The organism is Endothiovibrio diazotrophicus, from assembly GCF_054657215.1.
This window is the reverse complement of sequence record NZ_BAAHXB010000073.1, coordinates 1-17980: the sequence shown is the minus strand read 5'-3', so window position 1 is coordinate 17980 and position 17980 is coordinate 1. Positions and strand designations below refer to the sequence as shown.

At 66.5% G+C, this 17980-nt stretch carries 22 protein-coding genes, 1 tRNA gene and 1 pseudogene; 18 read left to right on the top strand and 6 right to left on the bottom strand.

Annotated features, from left to right (window positions below; genetic code table 11):
- The first annotated feature begins 161 nt into the window (after positions 1–161).
- The 6 genes from ACYQ2W_RS16905 to ACYQ2W_RS16880 all read left to right on the top strand — a co-directional run bounded on the left by ACYQ2W_RS16905 (position 162) and on the right by ACYQ2W_RS16880 (position 7716).
- Positions 162–707, top strand: a complete 546-nt coding sequence (locus ACYQ2W_RS16905) for a hypothetical protein (protein ID WP_459869595.1) — start codon at positions 162–164, stop codon at positions 705–707.
- Between the two features lie 544 nt (positions 708–1251).
- Positions 1252–4020, top strand: coding sequence for an RNA polymerase-associated protein RapA (rapA, locus tag ACYQ2W_RS16900; RefSeq protein ID WP_459869592.1), 2769 nt, complete (start codon positions 1252–1254; stop codon positions 4018–4020).
- Positions 4021–4064: 44 nt separating this feature from the next.
- Entirely contained in the window at positions 4065–4931 is an 867-nt protein-coding gene (locus tag ACYQ2W_RS16895; RefSeq protein ID WP_459869589.1) for a TraB/GumN family protein, read from the top strand.
- A 376-nt stretch (positions 4932–5307) separates the two neighbouring features.
- A complete protein-coding gene (locus ACYQ2W_RS16890) occupies positions 5308–5556 on the top strand; it encodes a CDGSH iron-sulfur domain-containing protein (protein WP_459869586.1) in 249 nt (82 codons plus the stop codon).
- Between the two features lie 250 nt (positions 5557–5806).
- Positions 5807–6052: a ubiquinone biosynthesis accessory factor UbiK gene (gene ubiK, locus ACYQ2W_RS16885; protein WP_459869584.1), complete on the top strand. Its 246-nt coding sequence runs from the start codon at positions 5807–5809 to the stop codon at positions 6050–6052.
- A 158-nt stretch (positions 6053–6210) separates the two neighbouring features.
- A complete protein-coding gene (locus ACYQ2W_RS16880) occupies positions 6211–7716 on the top strand; it encodes a YifB family Mg chelatase-like AAA ATPase (protein ID WP_459869581.1) in 1506 nt (501 codons plus the stop codon).
- Between the two features lie 115 nt (positions 7717–7831).
- On the opposite strand, the gene ACYQ2W_RS16875 is transcribed toward ACYQ2W_RS16880, so the two are convergent.
- The 4 genes from ACYQ2W_RS16875 to ACYQ2W_RS16860 all read right to left on the bottom strand — a co-directional run bounded on the left by ACYQ2W_RS16875 (position 7832) and on the right by ACYQ2W_RS16860 (position 13082).
- Positions 7832–8206, bottom strand: coding sequence for a hypothetical protein (locus tag ACYQ2W_RS16875; RefSeq protein ID WP_459869578.1), 375 nt, complete (start codon positions 8204–8206; stop codon positions 7832–7834).
- Positions 8207–8216: 10 nt separating this feature from the next.
- Positions 8217–9596, bottom strand: a complete 1380-nt coding sequence (locus tag ACYQ2W_RS16870) for a S8 family serine peptidase (protein WP_459869575.1) — start codon at positions 9594–9596, stop codon at positions 8217–8219.
- A 14-nt stretch (positions 9597–9610) separates the two neighbouring features.
- Complete coding sequence (locus ACYQ2W_RS16865; protein ID WP_459869572.1) at positions 9611–12412, bottom strand: NACHT domain-containing protein; 2802 nt, start codon at positions 12410–12412, stop codon at positions 9611–9613.
- A gap of 178 nt (positions 12413–12590) precedes the next feature.
- Positions 12591–13082 (bottom strand): c-type cytochrome, encoded by a 492-nt coding sequence (locus tag ACYQ2W_RS16860; RefSeq protein ID WP_459869570.1) that lies wholly within the window; start codon positions 13080–13082, stop codon positions 12591–12593.
- 298 nt (positions 13083–13380) lie between these two features.
- Between ACYQ2W_RS16860 and ACYQ2W_RS16855 the strand changes: the two genes are divergently transcribed.
- Positions 13381–13457, top strand: a tRNA-Arg gene (locus tag ACYQ2W_RS16855).
- Positions 13458–13635: 178 nt separating this feature from the next.
- Here ACYQ2W_RS16855 and ACYQ2W_RS16850 read toward each other — a convergent pair.
- Together ACYQ2W_RS16850 and ACYQ2W_RS16845 are read right to left on the bottom strand one after the other, a co-directional pair.
- Positions 13636–13953, bottom strand: a complete 318-nt coding sequence (locus ACYQ2W_RS16850) for a helix-turn-helix domain-containing protein (protein WP_459869567.1) — start codon at positions 13951–13953, stop codon at positions 13636–13638.
- A gap of 3 nt (positions 13954–13956) precedes the next feature.
- Positions 13957–14271, bottom strand: a complete 315-nt coding sequence (locus ACYQ2W_RS16845; RefSeq protein WP_459869565.1) for a type II toxin-antitoxin system RelE/ParE family toxin — start codon at positions 14269–14271, stop codon at positions 13957–13959.
- A gap of 193 nt (positions 14272–14464) precedes the next feature.
- Between ACYQ2W_RS16845 and ACYQ2W_RS16840 the strand changes: the two genes are divergently transcribed.
- From ACYQ2W_RS16840 to ACYQ2W_RS16790, 11 genes and pseudogenes are all read left to right on the top strand, one after another.
- Positions 14465–14779, top strand: coding sequence for a type II toxin-antitoxin system Phd/YefM family antitoxin (locus tag ACYQ2W_RS16840; RefSeq protein WP_459869562.1), 315 nt, complete (start codon positions 14465–14467; stop codon positions 14777–14779).
- Positions 14780–14784: 5 nt separating this feature from the next.
- Positions 14785–15069 (top strand): type II toxin-antitoxin system RelE/ParE family toxin, encoded by a 285-nt coding sequence (locus ACYQ2W_RS16835; RefSeq protein ID WP_459869560.1) that lies wholly within the window; start codon positions 14785–14787, stop codon positions 15067–15069.
- A 109-nt stretch (positions 15070–15178) separates the two neighbouring features.
- Positions 15179–15409, top strand: coding sequence for a hypothetical protein (locus ACYQ2W_RS16830; protein WP_459869557.1), 231 nt, complete (start codon positions 15179–15181; stop codon positions 15407–15409).
- Positions 15410–15426: 17 nt separating this feature from the next.
- Positions 15427–15525 (top strand): annotated as a pseudogene (locus ACYQ2W_RS16825) (putative toxin-antitoxin system toxin component, PIN family); the annotation flags it as partial.
- A 26-nt stretch (positions 15526–15551) separates the two neighbouring features.
- Positions 15552–15887, top strand: a complete 336-nt coding sequence (locus ACYQ2W_RS16820; protein WP_459869554.1) for a type II toxin-antitoxin system HicB family antitoxin — start codon at positions 15552–15554, stop codon at positions 15885–15887.
- A 33-nt stretch (positions 15888–15920) separates the two neighbouring features.
- Positions 15921–16208, top strand: a complete 288-nt coding sequence (locus tag ACYQ2W_RS16815) for a nucleotidyltransferase family protein (protein ID WP_459869551.1) — start codon at positions 15921–15923, stop codon at positions 16206–16208.
- Positions 16201–16428, top strand: a complete 228-nt coding sequence (locus ACYQ2W_RS16810) for a type II toxin -antitoxin system TacA 1-like antitoxin (protein WP_459869548.1) — start codon at positions 16201–16203, stop codon at positions 16426–16428. The genes ACYQ2W_RS16815 and ACYQ2W_RS16810 overlap by 8 nt, the downstream gene beginning before the upstream one ends.
- Positions 16425–16580, top strand: coding sequence for a hypothetical protein (locus tag ACYQ2W_RS16805; protein ID WP_459869545.1), 156 nt, complete (start codon positions 16425–16427; stop codon positions 16578–16580). Before ACYQ2W_RS16810 ends, ACYQ2W_RS16805 begins: the two co-directional genes overlap by 4 nt.
- 84 nt (positions 16581–16664) lie before the next feature.
- Entirely contained in the window at positions 16665–16868 is a 204-nt protein-coding gene (locus tag ACYQ2W_RS16800; protein WP_459869542.1) for a hypothetical protein, read from the top strand.
- A 19-nt stretch (positions 16869–16887) separates the two neighbouring features.
- A complete protein-coding gene (locus ACYQ2W_RS16795) occupies positions 16888–17253 on the top strand; it encodes an AAA family ATPase (protein ID WP_459869540.1) in 366 nt (121 codons plus the stop codon).
- The gene (locus ACYQ2W_RS16790; protein WP_459869538.1) at positions 17250–17702 is read left to right on the top strand and encodes a DUF4062 domain-containing protein; all 453 of its coding nucleotides are present in this window, start codon (positions 17250–17252) and stop codon (positions 17700–17702) included. Before ACYQ2W_RS16795 ends, ACYQ2W_RS16790 begins: the two co-directional genes overlap by 4 nt.
- The last annotated feature ends 278 nt before the right edge of the window (positions 17703–17980 follow it).

Here is a 17980-nt window from a genome sequence, read left to right as displayed (position 1 = left end):
GGAAACGATTTCCCGCACTCTGACGAGCCTCGGTTCCGAGGATTTGTGCAACACTGGGGTGAACAGGAAGGTGGGGGAACGGTCCAATCGGGGACCGTATCCGCCGGATTACCCCAAATGGGGGCCATCGGGCCCCGCGACCAACCACCAGGAGAGAGACCATGAGATTCATTGCACTTGCCGCTACGGGCCTGCTTGCCGGCGCCTTCACCCTGCCGACGCTGGCCGACGAGGCGCCCGCCCAGTTCGCGGCGCCCGCCCAGCCTGCCGCGCCCACCTGGCCACCGATGCCGATGGCCGGTCGGGGGATGCCGATGCCGGGGGGCGGGCCGATGATGGGCGGCAGGCCTGGATACGGGTATGGGCCCGGCATGAGGATGGGGCCGGCCGCGCCGCAGCCGATGGCGGTGGATGGGGTGGAGGAGGGCGCGGCCGGCGAGATCGGTGAGGGGACGCCGCCCTGTCCGCTCCATCGTGCCGGTCCCGGTACCGGGCGCATGGCGGGCGGCGGGAATCCCTGTCCGATGAAGCACGCCGGCTACCCCGGGCGCGGCATGGGGCCGGGCGCGATGGGTGGTTATCCTCCGATGATGATGAGCGGGCGCCCGATGATGTGGGAACACATGGCCACGGTGGAGACCCGGCTGGCCAACATCGAGGCGCTGTTGCGGGAGCTGGTGGAGTTGCGGAAGCAGGCGGCGAAGTAGGGGGCGGATCCGCCGGCCCGGTGGCTCTCCGAATACCTCCCGGTTACGACGCTCTGCGTCCTGCCGGGGGGGCGTTTCCCGTTGTGGTGGGCCGGCGCGGAGCGCCCAATAGAGAGGTCGTGCCGGCGGGGAGGCCGCGGTTACCACGCGGAGCGTGGTAACCAGGGGTGGCGATCGGTGCCGGTGGAACGTCAGTCTCAAGCAGGGGTCTTCGAATACCTCCTGGTTACGACGCTCTGCGTCGTAACCAGCGGTCTTGGACGCTCTGCGTCCTGCCGGGGGCGTTTCCGGTTGTGGCGGGCCGACGCGGAGCGTCCAAGGGGAAGGCCGTGCCAGCGGGGAGGCCGCGGTTACCACGCGGTGCGTGGTTACCACGCGATGCGCGGTTACCACGCGATGCGCGGTTACCACGCGGAGCGTGGTAACCAGGGGGGGGGACGATTGGCGTTCGGTTGGACTTCGGCTTCGCTTTGACGCCTGACCCGCGGCCTCCCTATACGGTAGAATCCTCGGCCCCGGTTTTCGCTCCCCGAGGTGTCTCCCCTTGTCCGATCCGATCTACATCCCCGGCCAGCGCTGGTCCAGCGACGGCGAGAGCGAGCTGGGCCTCGGCGTGGTGGTCTCTTGCGACGGGCGGATGGTGCGGGTGCTCTTCCCGGCCGCCGCCGAGGAGCGCACCTACGCCGTCCGTTCCGCACCGTTGACCCGCGTCCGTTTCGACGTTGGTGATGCGATCCGCGACCACGAGGGGCGCCCGCTCACCGTCGATGGGGTGGAGGAGCAGGGCGGGGTGGTCACCTACCGCTGTCACGACGAGAACGGAGGGGCGGAGACGCTGGCCGAGAGCGGCCTCGACGACCGCCTGCGCCTCAACCGCCCGGAGGCGCGGCTGCTCGCCGCCCGCTTCGACGGCGATACCTGGTTCACCCTGCGCTACGAGGCGTGGCTGCGCGCCGCGGAGGCGGCCCGCTCGCCGCTGTTCGGCCTCGCCGGCGCCCGCGTCGCGCCGATCCCCCATCAGCTCTACATCGCCGAGCAGGCCGCCGGCCGTCTCTGGCCACGGCTGCTGCTGGCCGACGAGGTGGGGCTCGGCAAGACCATCGAGGCGGGGCTGATCCTCCATCGGCTGGTGCTCGCCGGGCGGGCCAGGCGGGTGCTGGTGGTGGTCCCCGAGCCGCTGCTCCACCAGTGGCTGGTGGAGATGCTGCGCCGCTTCAATCTCCCCTTCGCGCTGTTCGACCGCGCCCGCTTCGACGCCGCCGGCGAGCCCGCGGAGGAGAACAACCCCTTCTTCGAGGCGCAGCGGGTGCTCTGCTCCCTGGAGTTCCTCACCTCCAACCCGGCGGTGGCCCGCGCCGCGCTGGGCGGCCAGTGGGAGATGCTGGTGGTCGATGAGGCCCATCACCTCCACTGGACCCCGGAGGAGAGCAGTCTGGAGTACGACCTGATCGAGGCCCTGGCCCAGCTCACCCCCGGTGCGCTGCTGCTCACCGCCACCCCCGAGCAGTTGGGGCGGGCCGGCCACTTCGCCCGTCTGCGGCTGCTCGATCCCCACCGCTTCCACGACTATGACGCCTTCCTCGCCGAGGAGCGGGAGTACGAGCCGGTGGCGGCGGTGGCCGCGCGGCTGCTGGAGGGGGCGCCACTGGGGGATGAGGAGCGCGCGCTGCTGGCGTCGCTGCTCGGCGAGGAGGCCGACGGGGAGCCGGAGGTGGTGATGGAGCGGCTGCTCGACCTGCACGGCACCGGGCGGGTGCTCTACCGCAACACCCGCGCGGCGATCCAGGGCTTCCCCGGCCGCGAGGGGATCGCCTATCCGCTGTCGCTGCCGGATGGCTACGACCCCGCCTCCCCAGCCCCCGAGCGCGGCTTCGGCCCCGGCTGGAGCGCCGTCGATCCCCGCGTCGACTGGCTCGCCGAGACCCTGCGCGGGCTGCGCCCGGCGAAGGTGCTGGTGATCTGCGCCGAGGCGGCCACCGCGGTGGAGCTGCGCGAGGCGCTGCACCGCCGCCACGGCCACCACGCCGCGCTGTTCCACGAGGGGATGGAGATCGTCGAGCGCGATCGCGCCGCCGCCTACTTCGCCGATCCTCAGGAGGGTAGCCAGGCACTGCTCTGCTCCGAGATCGGCAGCGAAGGGCGCAACTTCCAGTTCGCCCACCACCTGGTGCTGTTCGACCTGCCGCTGGAGCCGGAGCTGCTGGAGCAGCGCATCGGCCGCCTCGACCGCATCGGCCAGTGCTCCGCCATCCGCATCCACGTCCCCTGTTTCGCCGGGAGCGCCGGCGAGGTGCTCTACCGCTGGTACGACGAGGGCCTGGGGGCGTTCGGTGGCGTTGCCCCGGCGGCGGGGGCGGTGTTCGAGGCGCTCGGAGCGGAGCTGCTGGCGGCGCTGGGCGACCCGGCGCGGTGCGACGGGCTGGTGGCGCGGGCCGCGGCGCTCTCGGCGAAACTCGCCGGTGAGCTGGAGGCGGGCCGCGACCGCCTGCTGGAACTCCACTCCCACCGACCGGAGCAGGCCGATCGGCTGGTGCGGGCGATGGCCGCGGTGGACGGCGATCGCCGGCTGGCCGACTTCATGGGCCGCCTGTGGGACGCCTTCGGCGTCGAGCATGACCCGGGCCCCGGCCGCTCCACCGTGCTCCACCCCGGCAACCACATGCACCACCACCACTTTCCGGGGCTGCCCGAGGAGGGGATCACGGTCACCTTCGAGCGCGACGACGCGCTGGCCCACGAGGATCGCGAATTCCTCACCTGGGAGCACCCGATGGTGCGCGGGGCGATGGAGCTGTTGACCGGCTCCGACCAGGGGGCCACCGCCATCACCGTGGTCAAGTCGAGCCGCATCGAACCGGGCACCCTGCTGCTGGAGCTGGTCTACGTCGCCGAGTGCCCGGCCCCGCCGGAGCTGGAGATCGGCCGCTTCCTCCCGCCGACCGCCCTGCGCCTGCTGCTCGACGGCCGTGGCCGCGACCTTACCGAGCAGCTTCCCCACCACGCCCTCCAGGGGGAGAGCCAGCGGCGCAACCGCGATCTCGCCAAGGCGGTGGTGCAGTCGCAGACGCCGCGGCTGCGCCAACTGCTCGAGCGCGGTGCCCTGCTCGCCCAGCGCGCCGCCGATCGCGAGGCGGCCCGCGCCAAGGAGGAGGCGGCACGCACCTTCGATGCGGAGCTGGCCCGCCTGCGCGCCCTCGGCGCCCCCGCCCGCGAGGAGCGCGAGACCCTGGAGGCGACCCGCGAGGCGGTGGCGTCCCAGCTCGACCACACTCGTCTGCGCCTCGATGCCGCCCGGCTGATCATCACCCGTTGACGGTTTCAATGATGACGGGCCCGTGTAGGATGGCGCGAATGTGCATGACACGGATTCTCTGGGGCGTGGTCGGTTGGCTGCTGCTGGTGGCGGTGCTACCGCCGGCGTCGGCCGGGGAGTTCGACCACGGCCTGCTCTGGCAGGTGGAGCGCAACGGCCAGGTGAGCTGGCTGTTCGGTACCCTGCACAACGACGACGCACGGGTCACCTACCTGCCCGAGCCGGTGGCCGCGGCCTTTGCCCGGGCGCGCAGCCTGGTACTGGAGATCGACCCCGAGGCCGCCCGGCGCGACGCGGCGGCGGCGATGCGCTTCGCCGACGGCCGCGACCTGGCGCGGGTGGCCGACCCGGGTCTCTACCGCGAGGCGAGCGATGCGATGCTCGCCCGTGGCGTGCCGCGGGAGGAGACCCGTGCCCTCAAGCCGTGGGCGGTGGCGTTGATGCTGAGCATGCCGCGCCGTTCCAGCGGCGACTTCCTCGACCGCGTGCTCTACCGCAAGGGGGTGTCGGAGGCCGGCCTCCCGTTCCATCCCCTGGAGACGGCGCAGGAGCAGCTTGCCCTGTTCGACACCCTCGCTCGGGAGGAGCAGCTCGCCCTGCTGCGCGACACGGTGACGCTCCTCGACCGCCTGCCGGGGCTCCTCGACCGCCTCACCCGCGCCTATCTGGACCGCGACCTGGCGGCGGTGATGGCCCTCTCCAAGGAGATCGAGCCGGGCGATCCGGCGTTAGCCGAGCGGCTCGACCGCGAGCTGATCACCGAGCGCAACTTCCGGATGACCGCGCGAATGATCATCCACCTGCGCGAAGGGGGCGCCTTCGTCGCCGTCGGTGCCGTCCACCTCTACGGTGAGCAGGGCATCCCCAGCCTGCTGGCCAAGCGCGGCTACCGAGTCACCCGGCTCTATTGAGACATCTGCCGTGGCTCACCGGTACTCCTGGTTACGACGCTCTGCGTCGTAACCAGGGCCGTTGGACGCTCTGCGTCGTAACCATGATCCTTGGACGCTCCGCGTCCCGCTTCGAGGAGAGACCTCGATCGGGCGCCTCTCCGATGCGGAGCGTCCAGGGGACGTGCCGGTGCCGGCGTGGAGGCCGGGTTACCACGCGGAGCGTGGTAACCCGAGGTGGGTTCTGTTGGCGTTGGGGTAACTGCGAAGGCGGGGGTGGCCCACCCTCTTCCTGACACCTGACACCTGACACCTGACACCTGACACCTTTTCCCGCCCGGCCCGCCGGAAACCGTCTACCTTTAACCCCAACGTCCATCCCCTGAGGAGTCCCGCCATGAGCGAAGCCGTCATTGCCCAGACCGCGCCCTACGAGATGGAGCTGGAGCCCGGCACCTACTACTGGTGCGCCTGCGGTCGTTCCAAGGACCAACCCCGCTGCGACGGCTCCCATGCCGGCACCGGCTTCGAACCGCTGGCGTTCAAGGTGGATAAGCCGGGCAAGGTGTGGCTCTGCGGTTGCCGCCGCACCAAGACCCCGCCCTTCTGCGACGGTGCCCACCAGTCCCTCAAGGAGGGCGCCTGACGCTTAGGGCCCGCGAAAGAATAACCCCCTGTTTTGGGGCGTCGAGACGTCCCTCCGGCAAGGCGCGCAAAGGGGCGCATACTCGTTGTATGTAACCCTTTGCGCAACGCCGCCGGGGGGAGCGGATCGGCGTCCCAAAACAGGGGGTTATTCTTTCGCGGGCCCTTATTCCCGCGCACGGTGTCGGCGGCAGCGGGATTGCTGCGATAATGCCGCTCCGAATTTCCCCCATCTGCGGAGCCCCGTCCCGATGATCGAACCCCAGCTTTTCGATGACCTTGCCCGTCGCCTCGCCGCCACCATGCCCCCCGGCCTGAAGGGGCTGCAGGAGGAGGCGGAGAAGAACTTCCACGCCGTGCTGCAGAGCTCGTTGTCGCGCCTCGACCTGGTGACCCGCGAGGAGTTCGACGTGCAGAGCGCGTTGCTCGCCCGTACCCGCGCCAAGCTGGAGGCCCTGGAGCGCCGCGTCGCCGCCCTGGAGCAGGCAGGGCGATAGGAAAACGGGAGGCGGTTGTGTAAGCCGTTTCGCCGACTGACGGGTCTTTTTCCGAACATCGTTCAGCTTCTTCGGTCTTTTCTCCCCGAGGGGGTGAAAGCGCCGCGGAAACGACTCATGATGGGGCCCTTTTCCCGCCCCTTCACGGAGTCGTGTCGATGGCGCTCGCCGTCCTCTACAGCCGCGCCCAGTCCGGTATCGATGCCCCGCTGGTCACCGTCGAGGTGCACCTCTCCGGCGGCCTCCCCTCGCTCTCCATCGTCGGCCTGCCGGAGACGGCGGTGAAGGAGAGCAAGGACCGGGTACGTGGGGCGCTGCTCAACGCCGGCTTCGAGTTCCCGCAGCGGCGCATCACCATCAACCTCGCCCCCGCCGATCTGCCGAAGGAGGGGGGGCGGTTCGACCTGCCCATTGCACTCGGTATCCTCGCCGCCAACGGCCAGCTTTCCCAGGGCGCGTTGGAACAGCACGAGTTCCTCGGCGAGTTGGCCCTCGGCGGCGGCCTGCGGCCGGTGCGCGGCGTGCTGCCGGCGGCGCTGGCCGCCCGCGACGCCGGTCGCGCCCTGGTGGTGCCGCGGGAGAACGGTGGCGAGGCGGCGCTGGTGGGCGATGCCGAGGTGGTCGGGGCCGACGCGCTGCTGGCGGTCTGCGCCCACCTCAGCGGCCAGCGGCCGATCCCCTTCAGCGACGCCGCCGAGAGGGCGCCGCCGGACGAGGGCGAGCCCGACCTGCGCGAGGTGTGCGGCCAGCTCCAGGCGCGGCGCGCCCTGGAGGTGGCCGCTGCCGGCGGCCACTCGCTGCTGATGTTCGGTCCCCCCGGCACCGGCAAGACCCTGCTCGCCAGCCGTCTGCCGTCGATCCTGCCGCCGATGGACGAGGGCGAGGCGCTGGAGGCGGCGGCGGTGGCCTCGATCAGCGACCGCGGCCTCGATCCCGCCCGCTGGCGCCGCCGTCCTTTCCGTGCGCCGCACCACACCGCCTCCGCCGTCGCCCTGGTCGGCGGCGGCAGCCAACCCCGCCCCGGCGAGATCTCGTTGGCCCACCGCGGGGTGCTGTTCCTCGACGAACTCCCCGAGTTCGACCGCAAGGTGCTGGAAGTGCTGCGCGAACCCCTGGAGTCGGGGCGCATCACCATCTCGCGGGCCGCCCGCCAGGCGGAATTCCCGGCCCGTTTCCAACTGGTGGCGGCGATGAATCCCTGCCCCTGTGGCTACCTCGGCGACCCGGCGGGGCGCTGCCGCTGCACCCCCGACCAGATCGTCCGCTATCGCGGTCGGGTCTCCGGCCCGCTGCTCGACCGCATCGACCTCCAGGTGGAGGTGCCGCGGCTGCCGCCGGGGACGCTCGGCGGTGGCGCGCCGGGGGAGCCGAGCGCCGCGGTGCGCGAGCGGGTGGAGGCCGCGCGGTCGAGGCAGGCGGAGCGCGCCGGACGCCTCAACGCCGAACTCTCCGGCGAGGCGCTGAGCCGTTACTGCCGCCTGGACGAGAGGGATGGGGCGCTGCTGGAGCGGGCGATGGAGAAGCTCGGCCTGTCGGCCCGCGCCTACCACCGCATCCTCAAGGTGGCGCGCACCATCGCCGACCTGGCGGAGAGCGAGTCCATCGCCACTCCCCACCTCACCGAGGCGATCGCCTACCGGCGGCTGGATCGCGAGCCGCGGTAGTCTCCTGTAACGAAGCGAAGCGCTGGCCATCCTTCACAACCGCTGACTTGGGCATGGCCACGAAAAAGGCCGGCAATGGCCGGCCTCTCCGGGGGGAGTCGCGGGGGAGGGGGGGTTACAACGCCTTGAGCTTCTGGTCCTCCAGGATCGCCTTGACCCGCGGCGACTTCGCCAGCGCGGCGATCCCCCGCGCGGTGGTCGCCACCGGCAGTGAACCGAGCAGGTCGGGCGCGTCGGCCAGCCGATGGCCGCCGGTGCGTTCGAGGATTGCATCGATCTCCACCAGCCCCTCTTCGGCGCCGCGCCGCTGGGCGGCGATGCGGGCGACCCGTTCGGTTCCCCGTGTGCGGCGCCCCGCCGCCTCGCCGTCGGTCGCCGACTGGATCAGCACCACCGCCTGCACCGGCGCCTCGGCGGAGAGCCGGGCGAGGCGGTCGCGGAACGCCGGTCCCACCTTGTCGGCCAGCGGATCGAGCTCTTCGCGTTTCATGGGGCCGATTCTAGGCGAGCGCCCGCAGCGCTTCCAGTGGTCGGATCTGCCCGTAGCCCCAGCGGTTGTCGGGGCGTGCCGAGTCGCCTTGCGGGTGCCATGCGGTCTCCCGCAGTGCCGCGGCGATCGCCTCCACCGGCGCGTTCGGATGGGCCGACATCAGCAGCGCCGCGACCCCGGCGACGTGGGGCGTGGCCATGGAGGTGCCGTCCATGTAGGTGTACTCGTAGGCCTGCCCCCCTTGGAGCTGGGGCGGGATGCAGGAGTAGACCTGGGCGCCCGGCGCCGTCACGTCGGGCTTGGTCACCAGCTCGTGGCCCGGATCGCCGGGGAACTGGAGGCTGGCGCCGCTACTGAAGAAGGCCACCTGGGTGCGGTTGCGCGGCGCCTTCTCCAGCGCGCCCACCGAGAAGGCGTTGTAGGCGTTGCCCGGCGAGCTGGTGTTGCCGTGGTTCTCGTTGCCGATGGCTACCACCGGCAGGATCCCGTACTGCTCGATCAGGGTCTTGAAGACCTCGGTGAAGAGCGGCTCGTAATAGGTGAAGCCGAGCGACATGTTGATCACATCGGCGCCGTTCTCCACCGCCCAGGAGAGCCCCTCCAGCAGGGTGCTGATGGTCGATTGCCCGACCAGTACGCCGGCGGCCAGCAGGTTGGCCTCGGGGGCCACCCCGATGGCCACCCCGTCGTTGGTGGTGCCGCCGGCGATGGTGCCGCAGACGTGGGTGCCGTGGCTGCCGCTGTCGAAGGCGGGCCGGGCGCTGATCCGCCGCCCCAGCGGATCGACCACGGTGAACCCCGTCACCCGCCCGGCGAGGGCCGGGTGGTCGCCGTGGACGCCGGTATCGAGCACCGCCACGTTGATGTCGCGCCCGCTGATTCCCTCCTTCCACAGCTCCGGGATCTCCAACTGGGCGAGTCCCCAGGTCACCTTCTCCTTCAGCTCCTGGCGCTCCAGCGCCGCGTACTCCACCTCCTTGGGCTGGATCAGGTGGATCTTCTGGTTGGGCAGGATCGCCACCACCTCCTCCTGCTCGGCCAGCGCCGGCAGGGTCTGTCGCGTTACCTCCACCGTCGCCACCGGCAGCTGGGAGTCGCCGATGGGGGCGGTGCGCAGGCGGCGCTGATCGGAGTTGAAACTCTTCGGCAGGCGCCGCTCGCTCTCCTCGCGGTATCCGTTCAGTACCTTGTGCTGCAACGCCATCTGCGCCGAGGCCTGCTGCTTGATCGCATCGAGCCGCCGCTTCAGCGCCCGCATCCGTCCGCGGGGACGTTGGGACTCCTGGGGGGAGGGGCGGAAGATGACGATGGCGTCTTGTTTGGTCTTGCTGTCGGCGTCGGCTAGGGCGGCTTGGAGGCTGGGGGAGATTTTGCGTGTGCCAGTATTCATGATAATGAATTACCTCAAAAGGCTGGGAGCTGATAGGGTTGTTTCTGGATGCTCTTTTTTAAATGTTCGATCCAAACATCGGCTTCGCCAATGAATTTCTTTTTTTCCATGCGTTCGTTTTTTTTGTTTTCAGTATTGCATCTTTTTAGCGCTTCGATGAAAGCGGAAAAATGCTTAACGAATATTGATCGGGTGTTTGGATCGTCCGGATAGGGGAGGTGGTCGGCTGAAAAAAGAAGTCTGGAAACAACACCATTGGCAACGCGAAAAGTAATGGTTGGATTATTTTTTGTGATGTATTTTGTTGATTCGGAAAGTGCGAAAGTTTTTATGTCATCAATGGGTCTGGAGTGTTTTATGTCGCTGGATAGTGTCATAATAAAAATGGATATGGCTAATATGCTTGGGGTGTCGAATGGTGTGAATGCGGAGAAGTATGAATTATACAAGAAATGATTTAGCAAGAGTTTGTTTGATCTAATTTCATGTAATATTTGATCGTTGTTGGATACTATTGCTACAGCAATCAAGCATTCGATTCCTATTGGCGAAAGTCGCGCTATTTCATTTATTTTATCTATTATTTTTTGTGCCCGAATGAGATGTGGGCGTCTTATTAGGAATATCTCCGAGTTGGTGAAAGTGTATGATCCCTCAATTGATCTTATTCCCACCCTGTTGTTGGCAATGAGTTCTACTTCGCTGGGTTGAAAACGATGTAGGATGGGGTAGTCCGGTTCTATGCAGATGCGGTTGATGATGTCTTCTCGTAAGGATTTGTCTTCTTTAAGTTCGTTTGATTTTGTAAGGTATGCCTCTCCTGCAATAGTTCCTCTTCTGTTTAGTTTGCTGTGCAAGATTGATTCTATGGCAAACTTTGCATGGCCAACAGAAGCTAATCCGCAATACAAGTTAATGACTTCTATCCAGCGGGAATCGTTGGCTTCGGGTATTAGTTTTTCAATATCAATCTCGATGGAATTGCCTTCGTATATAGATGCGGCTGCGAGGTATTCTTGGAAGGTTAAATGAGAGAATGCAAAAACGTTCGAGCGCCGTTCCACTAGCAGTCCAGAACGATTGCGGATGTGGGTGAGCAGTGAGGCGCTTCGAATCTCGTCATTGAGCGCCGAAGAGAAGATCTCCCGCACCTTCTCCGCTTCATACTCCGCACGGTCGTCCCGTTGCATGGCGATGGCGATTTCGCGACAGACCCGCAGCTTTTCCTCCAGGCCAAATTCGGAGTGGATGCCGCGCCGCTGATCCCAGTGGTGAAGCAGCCCCTCGACGCAGAGGGCGTAAAGCTTGGCGCGGTCGTCCGGCAGCTTTCCCTTCTCGAAATAGTTCACCAGACAGATGGCGGAGAGCATCAGCGGATTGCGCGCCAGATCGCGGATGTAGTCGTGGTCGCTGAAGCTGTTGAGGATGACCTCGCCCTCCTCCGTCCCCTTGCGCCGCGCCTCCTTCTCCGCTTCGTTCTGGGCGAGGCGTACCGCGGTACACCAGTGGCGGGTATACGCCCCCACCTCGTCGCGGCCGAAGTCGAGCAGGTCCAGCTCGTCGAATTCGGCGCTCTTCAGGGCCCCCGGCGGATAGCCGCTGGGGCGGGAGGAGAGCAGGTAGCGGCAGCGGGGGAAGCGCTCGATCAGTGCGGTGAGCCAGGGGAGCAGGGTATCGTCCCGCCGCTCCGGCTCCACCTCGTCGAGGCCGTCGAGCAGCAGCAGGATTCGCCCCTGCTCCAGTTGCCGCTCGATCCACCCTTCGGGCATCACCCCGGCCTGGTCCTCGCTGGCGGTGGCGGCGGCAATCAGCGTCCGCCCCTCGGGCAGTTGGTCCAGCTTCAGTTGGCGCACCCGCAACAACAGGGGAATCGCCTGCTGGCTGTCCTCCATCACCCACGGCAGTTCGGCGGCGGCGACCTGGAGCTGGAGCCATTCGAAGAGGGTCGACTTGCCGCTTCCCGGCGCGCCCACCAGTACCGCCCGCACCAGCGGGGTCAGCGTCTCCAGCGCGGGACTGCCCCGCGGCTCCTCTTCCTCTTCATTTTCACTTGGCGGCGTGAAGCGGGCGCGCCGGGTCGCCAGCTCGCGGGCGGCGCTCAGGTCCATCAGCTCGGCCATCGCCCCCTCCGGGCTGTCGGCCAGGGGGCGGCGCTCCAGCCGCGGCATGACGAAGAGCTCCCGCAGGTCCACCGACTGGTTGGTGGTCATGCGCACGGTGCCCGCCTCCACCCGGTGGAAGCGCTGGCAGAGGTAGTCGCGGTAGGTGAGTTCGTAGCGCTCGTCCGCCTCGCCGCCGCCGAGGCCGGCCAGGGCGTTGATGCGGTCGCTGATCTCGTTGAGGCGGGCGGTGACCCGGCGGGGGATCTCGAAGGTGGAGCCGAAGCCGCTGGCCCGCCACTCGCTCATCACCGGGCCCATCAGGGTGAGCCCCTGGACCACCCCGTGGAGCGCAATGCGGTAGGCTGGGGCCAGGGGGAGCAGCGGTTCGGGGCAGGGGAGGTGGGGGAGGAGCGTCTCCACCAGCGACTCGGGGGAGACGTTGGGGTTGGCGAGCGCCTCCAGCGTCAGCCGGCGGTCGAGCGGGGCGATGGCTGCCAGCATCCCCGCCACCGCCGCCTCGTCGATCTGTTGCAGGGTGAAGAAGCGGGTGAGGGCGCGGGAGGCGGCGTCGGCAGCGCTCTCCACCTGGCGGCGCACCGCGTTGCGCTGGATGCGCGCGCGGATCTCGTCGGCGAATGGGGCGTGGAAGAGCGTCTCGTAGAGCGCCTGGTAGTAGTCGACGACCTGGTCTTCGACGGAGGGCAGGGGCGGCATGGGCGGCCTCTCTTATCGGAAGCGGAAAGAGGATCAGCCTAGCCGGGCGGGGGCGCGGGGGAAATTGGCGAAATTCGGAAAACGGCGTAAGTCAGGGCTTACAGGAGCGGCGAGGGGGCCATCCTGGAAAACAAAAAGGCCGGCAGGTGCCGGCCTTTTTATTTGTCGAGCGGCGCAATTACTGGGACTTGCTGACCATGTATTCGATGGCACCCTTCAGCTCGTCGTCGGAGCAGTTGCCGCAGGTGCCGCGGGGGGGCATGGCGTTGAGGCCGTTGAGCGCGGAGTGCATCAGGGCGTCGATCCCCTTCTCGATGCGCGGCGCCCAGGCGGCGGTATCGCCCATCTTCGGCGCGCCGGCGGCACCGGTGGCGTGGCAGACGTGACAGACGCTGTTGTACACCTCCTCGCCGCCGCGGGCGGCGCCGGCGGGGGCCGCGGCGGCGGCGGGCGCCGGCGCCGGCGCCGGAGCGGCGGCCACCTCGGGCAGCTTGTCGTTGGTGGTGTAAACGTTGGCCACCGGGGTGATGCGCTGGGAGAGGGTCATGCCGTCCTCCATCGGGGCGCCGCGGAGGGCACCGGTGACCGCGGAGTTGATGAACAGGTTGAGGGCGACGACGGCGGCGGCGGCGGCCATCGAAGTGCCGAAGTGGGTGCTGTAGTTGCTCAAGTCCTTGTCCTCGTTGCGTCGGGGGAGATGGTTCAGTGGAGGGGGCCGCGCAAGGCGCGGGGGACCACTACGGGAAAATCGGCCGTATATTATACATTCATTAATTTCTAACGAAAGCGGGGCCTCTTTGGGTGAATGGCATTTGGGGGCGGGTGGGGTGGCGTCGGGTATGGGTGGGGTCGCGGCAGGGCGGCGGTGGGAAAAGCCCCGTGTAGGGAGGAAAAGGGGCGCGTTGGGAGATGGACGGGGCGGGATTCGACGGATAGAATACGCCCTCTCATCGCTCGGTGATGAGATTGCGCCCGTAGCTCAGCTGGATAGAGCGTCGCCCTCCGGAGGCGAAGGTCAGAGGTTCGAATCCTCTCGGGCGCGCCATATAAATCAGTGGCTTATGAAAAACCCGGCGCCTCGCCGGGTTTTTTGTGCCCTGAGCGTGCCCAAATCGTGCCCATCGTGGTGCGCTGCTTCGACGTTCGTGGAGCGTTGCGCTCCACCGAATGACCGTTGCCCTTCGTGCCCATATGGCCTGACCGGGCCCATCTCTGGGGGGTGCCTATTTTCTACCCAGGGTCTTCTTGAACGCCTTCAGCTCCCCAGTGGAAAACAGCTGACTCCGGCCGATGACCTGTGACGGCTCGATCCTGCCGGCCTTGACGTAGCGGCGCAGGGTGGCGACGGAGACCTCCAGATACTCCGCCGCCTCCTGCGTGGTGAAAGGCTGATCCTTCAGGTGCCCGAAAAGCTGCTCCTGGCTCAACTCCTCATCCTGGAACAGCTGCGCTCCGAGCAGGGCGAAAAAACGGCTTCGCTCGCCCGCGGGCATGGCGCGCATGGCGGCGAACAGCTCTTCGGCCTTGGTGACATGCTGCATGGTCTATTCCTCCCTCAGGTAGCGCTTGAGCGAATCGTAGAAGTTCTCGTGGGAGCCGACCTGATAGAAGTCGATGAACAGGAGCTCTACGGCTAGCGCCGGTTCTGATGTGGGGGATGGCGCCCGATAGGCGATCAGATACTCCTGGCGGTTGAACCGGAATTTGTGGACCCGTATTCCCGCAAGGTCACCGACCTTCGGCACGCCGATCTCCGGATCGTCACAGATCGTCTCCACCTCATCTTCGATGGCGAGCTGCAACGGCTTGCGCGCCTTCTTCACGAATTGGCTGAACGGGCGTTTGAATCTGGCGTGCATGATCATTAATCATAGCAAAAATGATCGCAAATGTGATCGGCTGGCTTCGGCGAGCGCTAATTTTTCCGCCTATCCCTCTGGTTCTCGTCATCCGGCGAGAGGGGGCTACGAAGCCTTCCGAGCTGGAAGAGATGGGCATTGTGTCCAAAGTGTCTACAATGGACATAACCGAGAGATGGTGGAGAGAAAAGTGATGAAGACCATGACCGCCCGCGAGGCAAAGAACCATTTCGGCGAGTTCCTCGACGCGGCTCGCCGGGAGCCGGTGGTGGTGACCCGGAACAGCCGACCGGTGGGGATCATGATCTCCATCGAGGATGCGGCGGATACGTTGCTTCCGGAGTTTCTGGTGGATCGGGAGCCGGGTTACGACGGCTGGCTGTTCGACAAGGTTTCGCGTACCTCGCAGCGTCTCGATGCCGGCGAAACGGCGACCTACCCCCACGACGAGGCGATGGCGCGTCTGCACAAGCGTCTCGCGGCGCGTCTGGGTGCCGACGAGGCGTAGTCGGGGTGAGTATCGTCTGGACGGACGATGCGCTTGACGACCTCGAAGAGATCCTCGTCTATTACCTCCGCGAAGCGGGTCCGGCGACGGCTGCGGCCGTCGAGCGGCGGATCGTCTCGGGGATCGTGAACTTACCCCCCTTCCCCGAGCGGGTTCGGGAGAGCGACCGGATCCCCGGGGCTCGGGAGGTTTCCGTGCATGGCCTCCCGTACATCGCGTTCATCCGGTTGCTACCGAGCGATGTCGTTGTCTTGAACGTGGTCCATGCCGCACGGAAATTTCCCAAGTAACTCTGCTCGCCGGATAGGCGCGGTTTTCGGCAGCCATCAACAGGACGGAAAGGTGTAAAATGGAAGCCTATCCAAGTTGACGATCAGGCCGTCAAGGGAGGCAATTACCGTGTCTACCATCACTCTTGACGATATGCCCGCTGAGGCACTGCGGCGGATCGAGCGTGAACTGGCACGTCGCAACCCTGGTGAGCCGGTTCATGTGACCATTGGGGACAACGACGCACTGGAGGATCCCGCGGCGCCCTTCATCGAACTTGCCAAGCGGATGACCCGTACGGCGCGTGAGCGTGGTTTGACGGAAGAGATGCTCGCCGAAATCCTTGCCGAGAATGAGTGATCCGGTTTTCGTGTTCGACACGAACCCAGACCATCACCGATTGCCGAGACCCGAAAGACAACAAATTCCTGGAACTGGCGGTAGCGGGTGACGCATCCGCCATCATTACCGGCGATTGGTTGCGCAGGAATGAGGTGACGTCATGATGAACGTGATGGGGATCGGCGGTTTCCGTGCCGTAATCAAATACGACCCCGAAATCGAGATGTTCCGAGGTGAATTCACCGACCTCAACGGCGGTGCGGATTTCTACGCGGGAGATATCGAGGCGCTGAAGCGGGAGGGGGCCCAGTCGCTCAAGGTGTTTCTGGATATGTGCGAGGAGGATGGGGTGGAACCGCGCAAATCCTACTCCGGCAAGTTCAACGTCCGGGTATCCACGACCTTGCACGAAGAGATCGCCCGAGCCGCGGCGGCCGAGGGCAAGAGCCTCAATCAATGGGTGGCGGAGGTGCTGGATCAGGCCGCGCATCGTTGACGTACTGGATGAGAGCGGAGAGAGGGCGGACCGATGACCCGCAATGAGGCACTTCGCATTTTGGAGCGACAGAAACCGTTGCTTCAGCAGCGTTTCGGAGTCGGAAAGGTGGGGTTGTTCGGCTCCGTCGCGCGGGACGAGGCGGGGGTGGCCAGTGACGTGGACGTGGTGGTGCAGATGGCCCCCGACGGCTTCGCCATGGCTCACGTCAAGGGGCTGCTGGAAGAGGCGTTCCATATCCCCGTGGATCTGGTGCGCTACCGGGAGAAGATGAATCCATCATTGAAGGAGCGGATCGAGAGGGAGGCGGTGTATGTCTGATTTGCAGGATCGGGTGGGGTTTGAAGGAAGCGATTCAAGCGATGGCGCAATGACTCGACGATTGAGCCGCGCCGAGAAGACCCTGCACGAGTACGAGCGGATGTGTCTGAACGCGCAGGACTCCGAAGCCTTCTTCAACGCCCTCGCCTCGCCGCCCGATTTCAACGACACCTTGAGCGCCGCCTTGGAGGAGCACGACCGGCGCGTCACCAGCCGATGAGCGATGACCGGAACCTGACCATCGCCGCGGGCGACGAGATCGCCATCCACGCCATCGTGGTCGACGCCATCGACGCGGAGGCAACGCGCTTCTACCGGAAATTCGGCTTTTCGCAGCGGAGAGGAAGTAATGAAGACGATGACCGCCCGTGAGGCGAAGAACCATTTTGGCGGGTTCCTCGGCGCTCGCCGGGAGCCGGTGGTGGTGATCCGGAACGGCCGGCCGGTGGGGGGATCATGATCTCCATCGAGGATACGGCGGATACGTTATTGCCGGAGTTTCCGGCGGATCGGGAGCCGGATTACGACGGTTGGTTGTCCGACAAGGTTTCGCGTACCTCGCAGCGTCTCGATGCCGGCGAAACGGCGACCTTCCCTGTTGACGGAGCGATGAAAATGGATTTCTCGCCTGATGGCGAGCATTTTTGCTCATCATGTTGAGTAATTTGTAATACCCAACATGTTCCACCGTCCTCAGCTCGCCACCCTGACCGACCGTCTCCGCCAGCCGCGGCGCTTTCTCCAGATTCTCGCCGGGCCGCGCCAGGTGGGTAAAACCACCCTCGCCCGGCAGGCGATGGCGCGCTTCGGAAAGCAGGCGCACTACGCCAGCGCCGACCTCCCCGCCGCGCCGGAACCGGGCTGGGTCGAACAACGGTGGCGCATCGCCCGCATGCTGGCCGGCCAGGGGCCGGCGCTGCTGGTGCTGGACGAGGTGCAGAAGGTCCCGCGCTGGTCGGAGAGCGTCAAACGGCTTTGGGACGAGGACGGCTTCGACGAGCGCCCGTTGCAGGTGGTGTTGCCGGGTTCCTCTGCACACCGATGACCACCATTTATCTCTCCTCCACCCATGAGGACCTGAAGACGTATCGCGCAACCGTATTCGACGCCCTGCGCCGGTCGGGTTACCAGGTCATCGCCATGGAGGACTACTTCGCCCGCGACGACCGGCCGCTGCGCGCCTGCTTGGCGGATGTGGAGCGCGCCGATCTCTACGTGGGCCTGTTCGCCTTTCGCTACGGCCACGTCCCACCCGCGGAGCACGGTAATCCGGAGGACCGGTCCTTATCGAGCTGGAGCTTCGCCACGCCGACGCCGCGCCGAATACCCGCTGCCTGCTCTTTCTCCTCGACGAACAGGCGCCCTGGCCGAACGGGTTCAACGACAGTTGGCGACCCTGGGGGATCTCCGTCCCGGCGTGGGGGTGAGGGAGGAGGGCACCCCGGCAGGAATGAATCACTGGACGCTCCAGCGTCCCGTGACCGATGTCGGTAGTGCAACTCGCGACTCTGCTGGAGCGCAGGAACGATCACCATGTAGGAGCGGCCCCGAGGCCGCGATGGCGCCGTTGACGAGACTCCCGCGAGCGAGCGTCGAAGTGGGGGTGGCGGGGGGCCTCCAACCGCCCGAGGCGTTTCTCCCCGCGTCACTCCGCGCTATCGCGGCCTGGGGCCGCTCCTACCGAAGACCGAGGTGCCGGTCGTCGATTTCAGATAAGGGATGTTGATCGTTCCCACACTCCAGCGGGCAGGAATGAATCACCATGTAGGTGC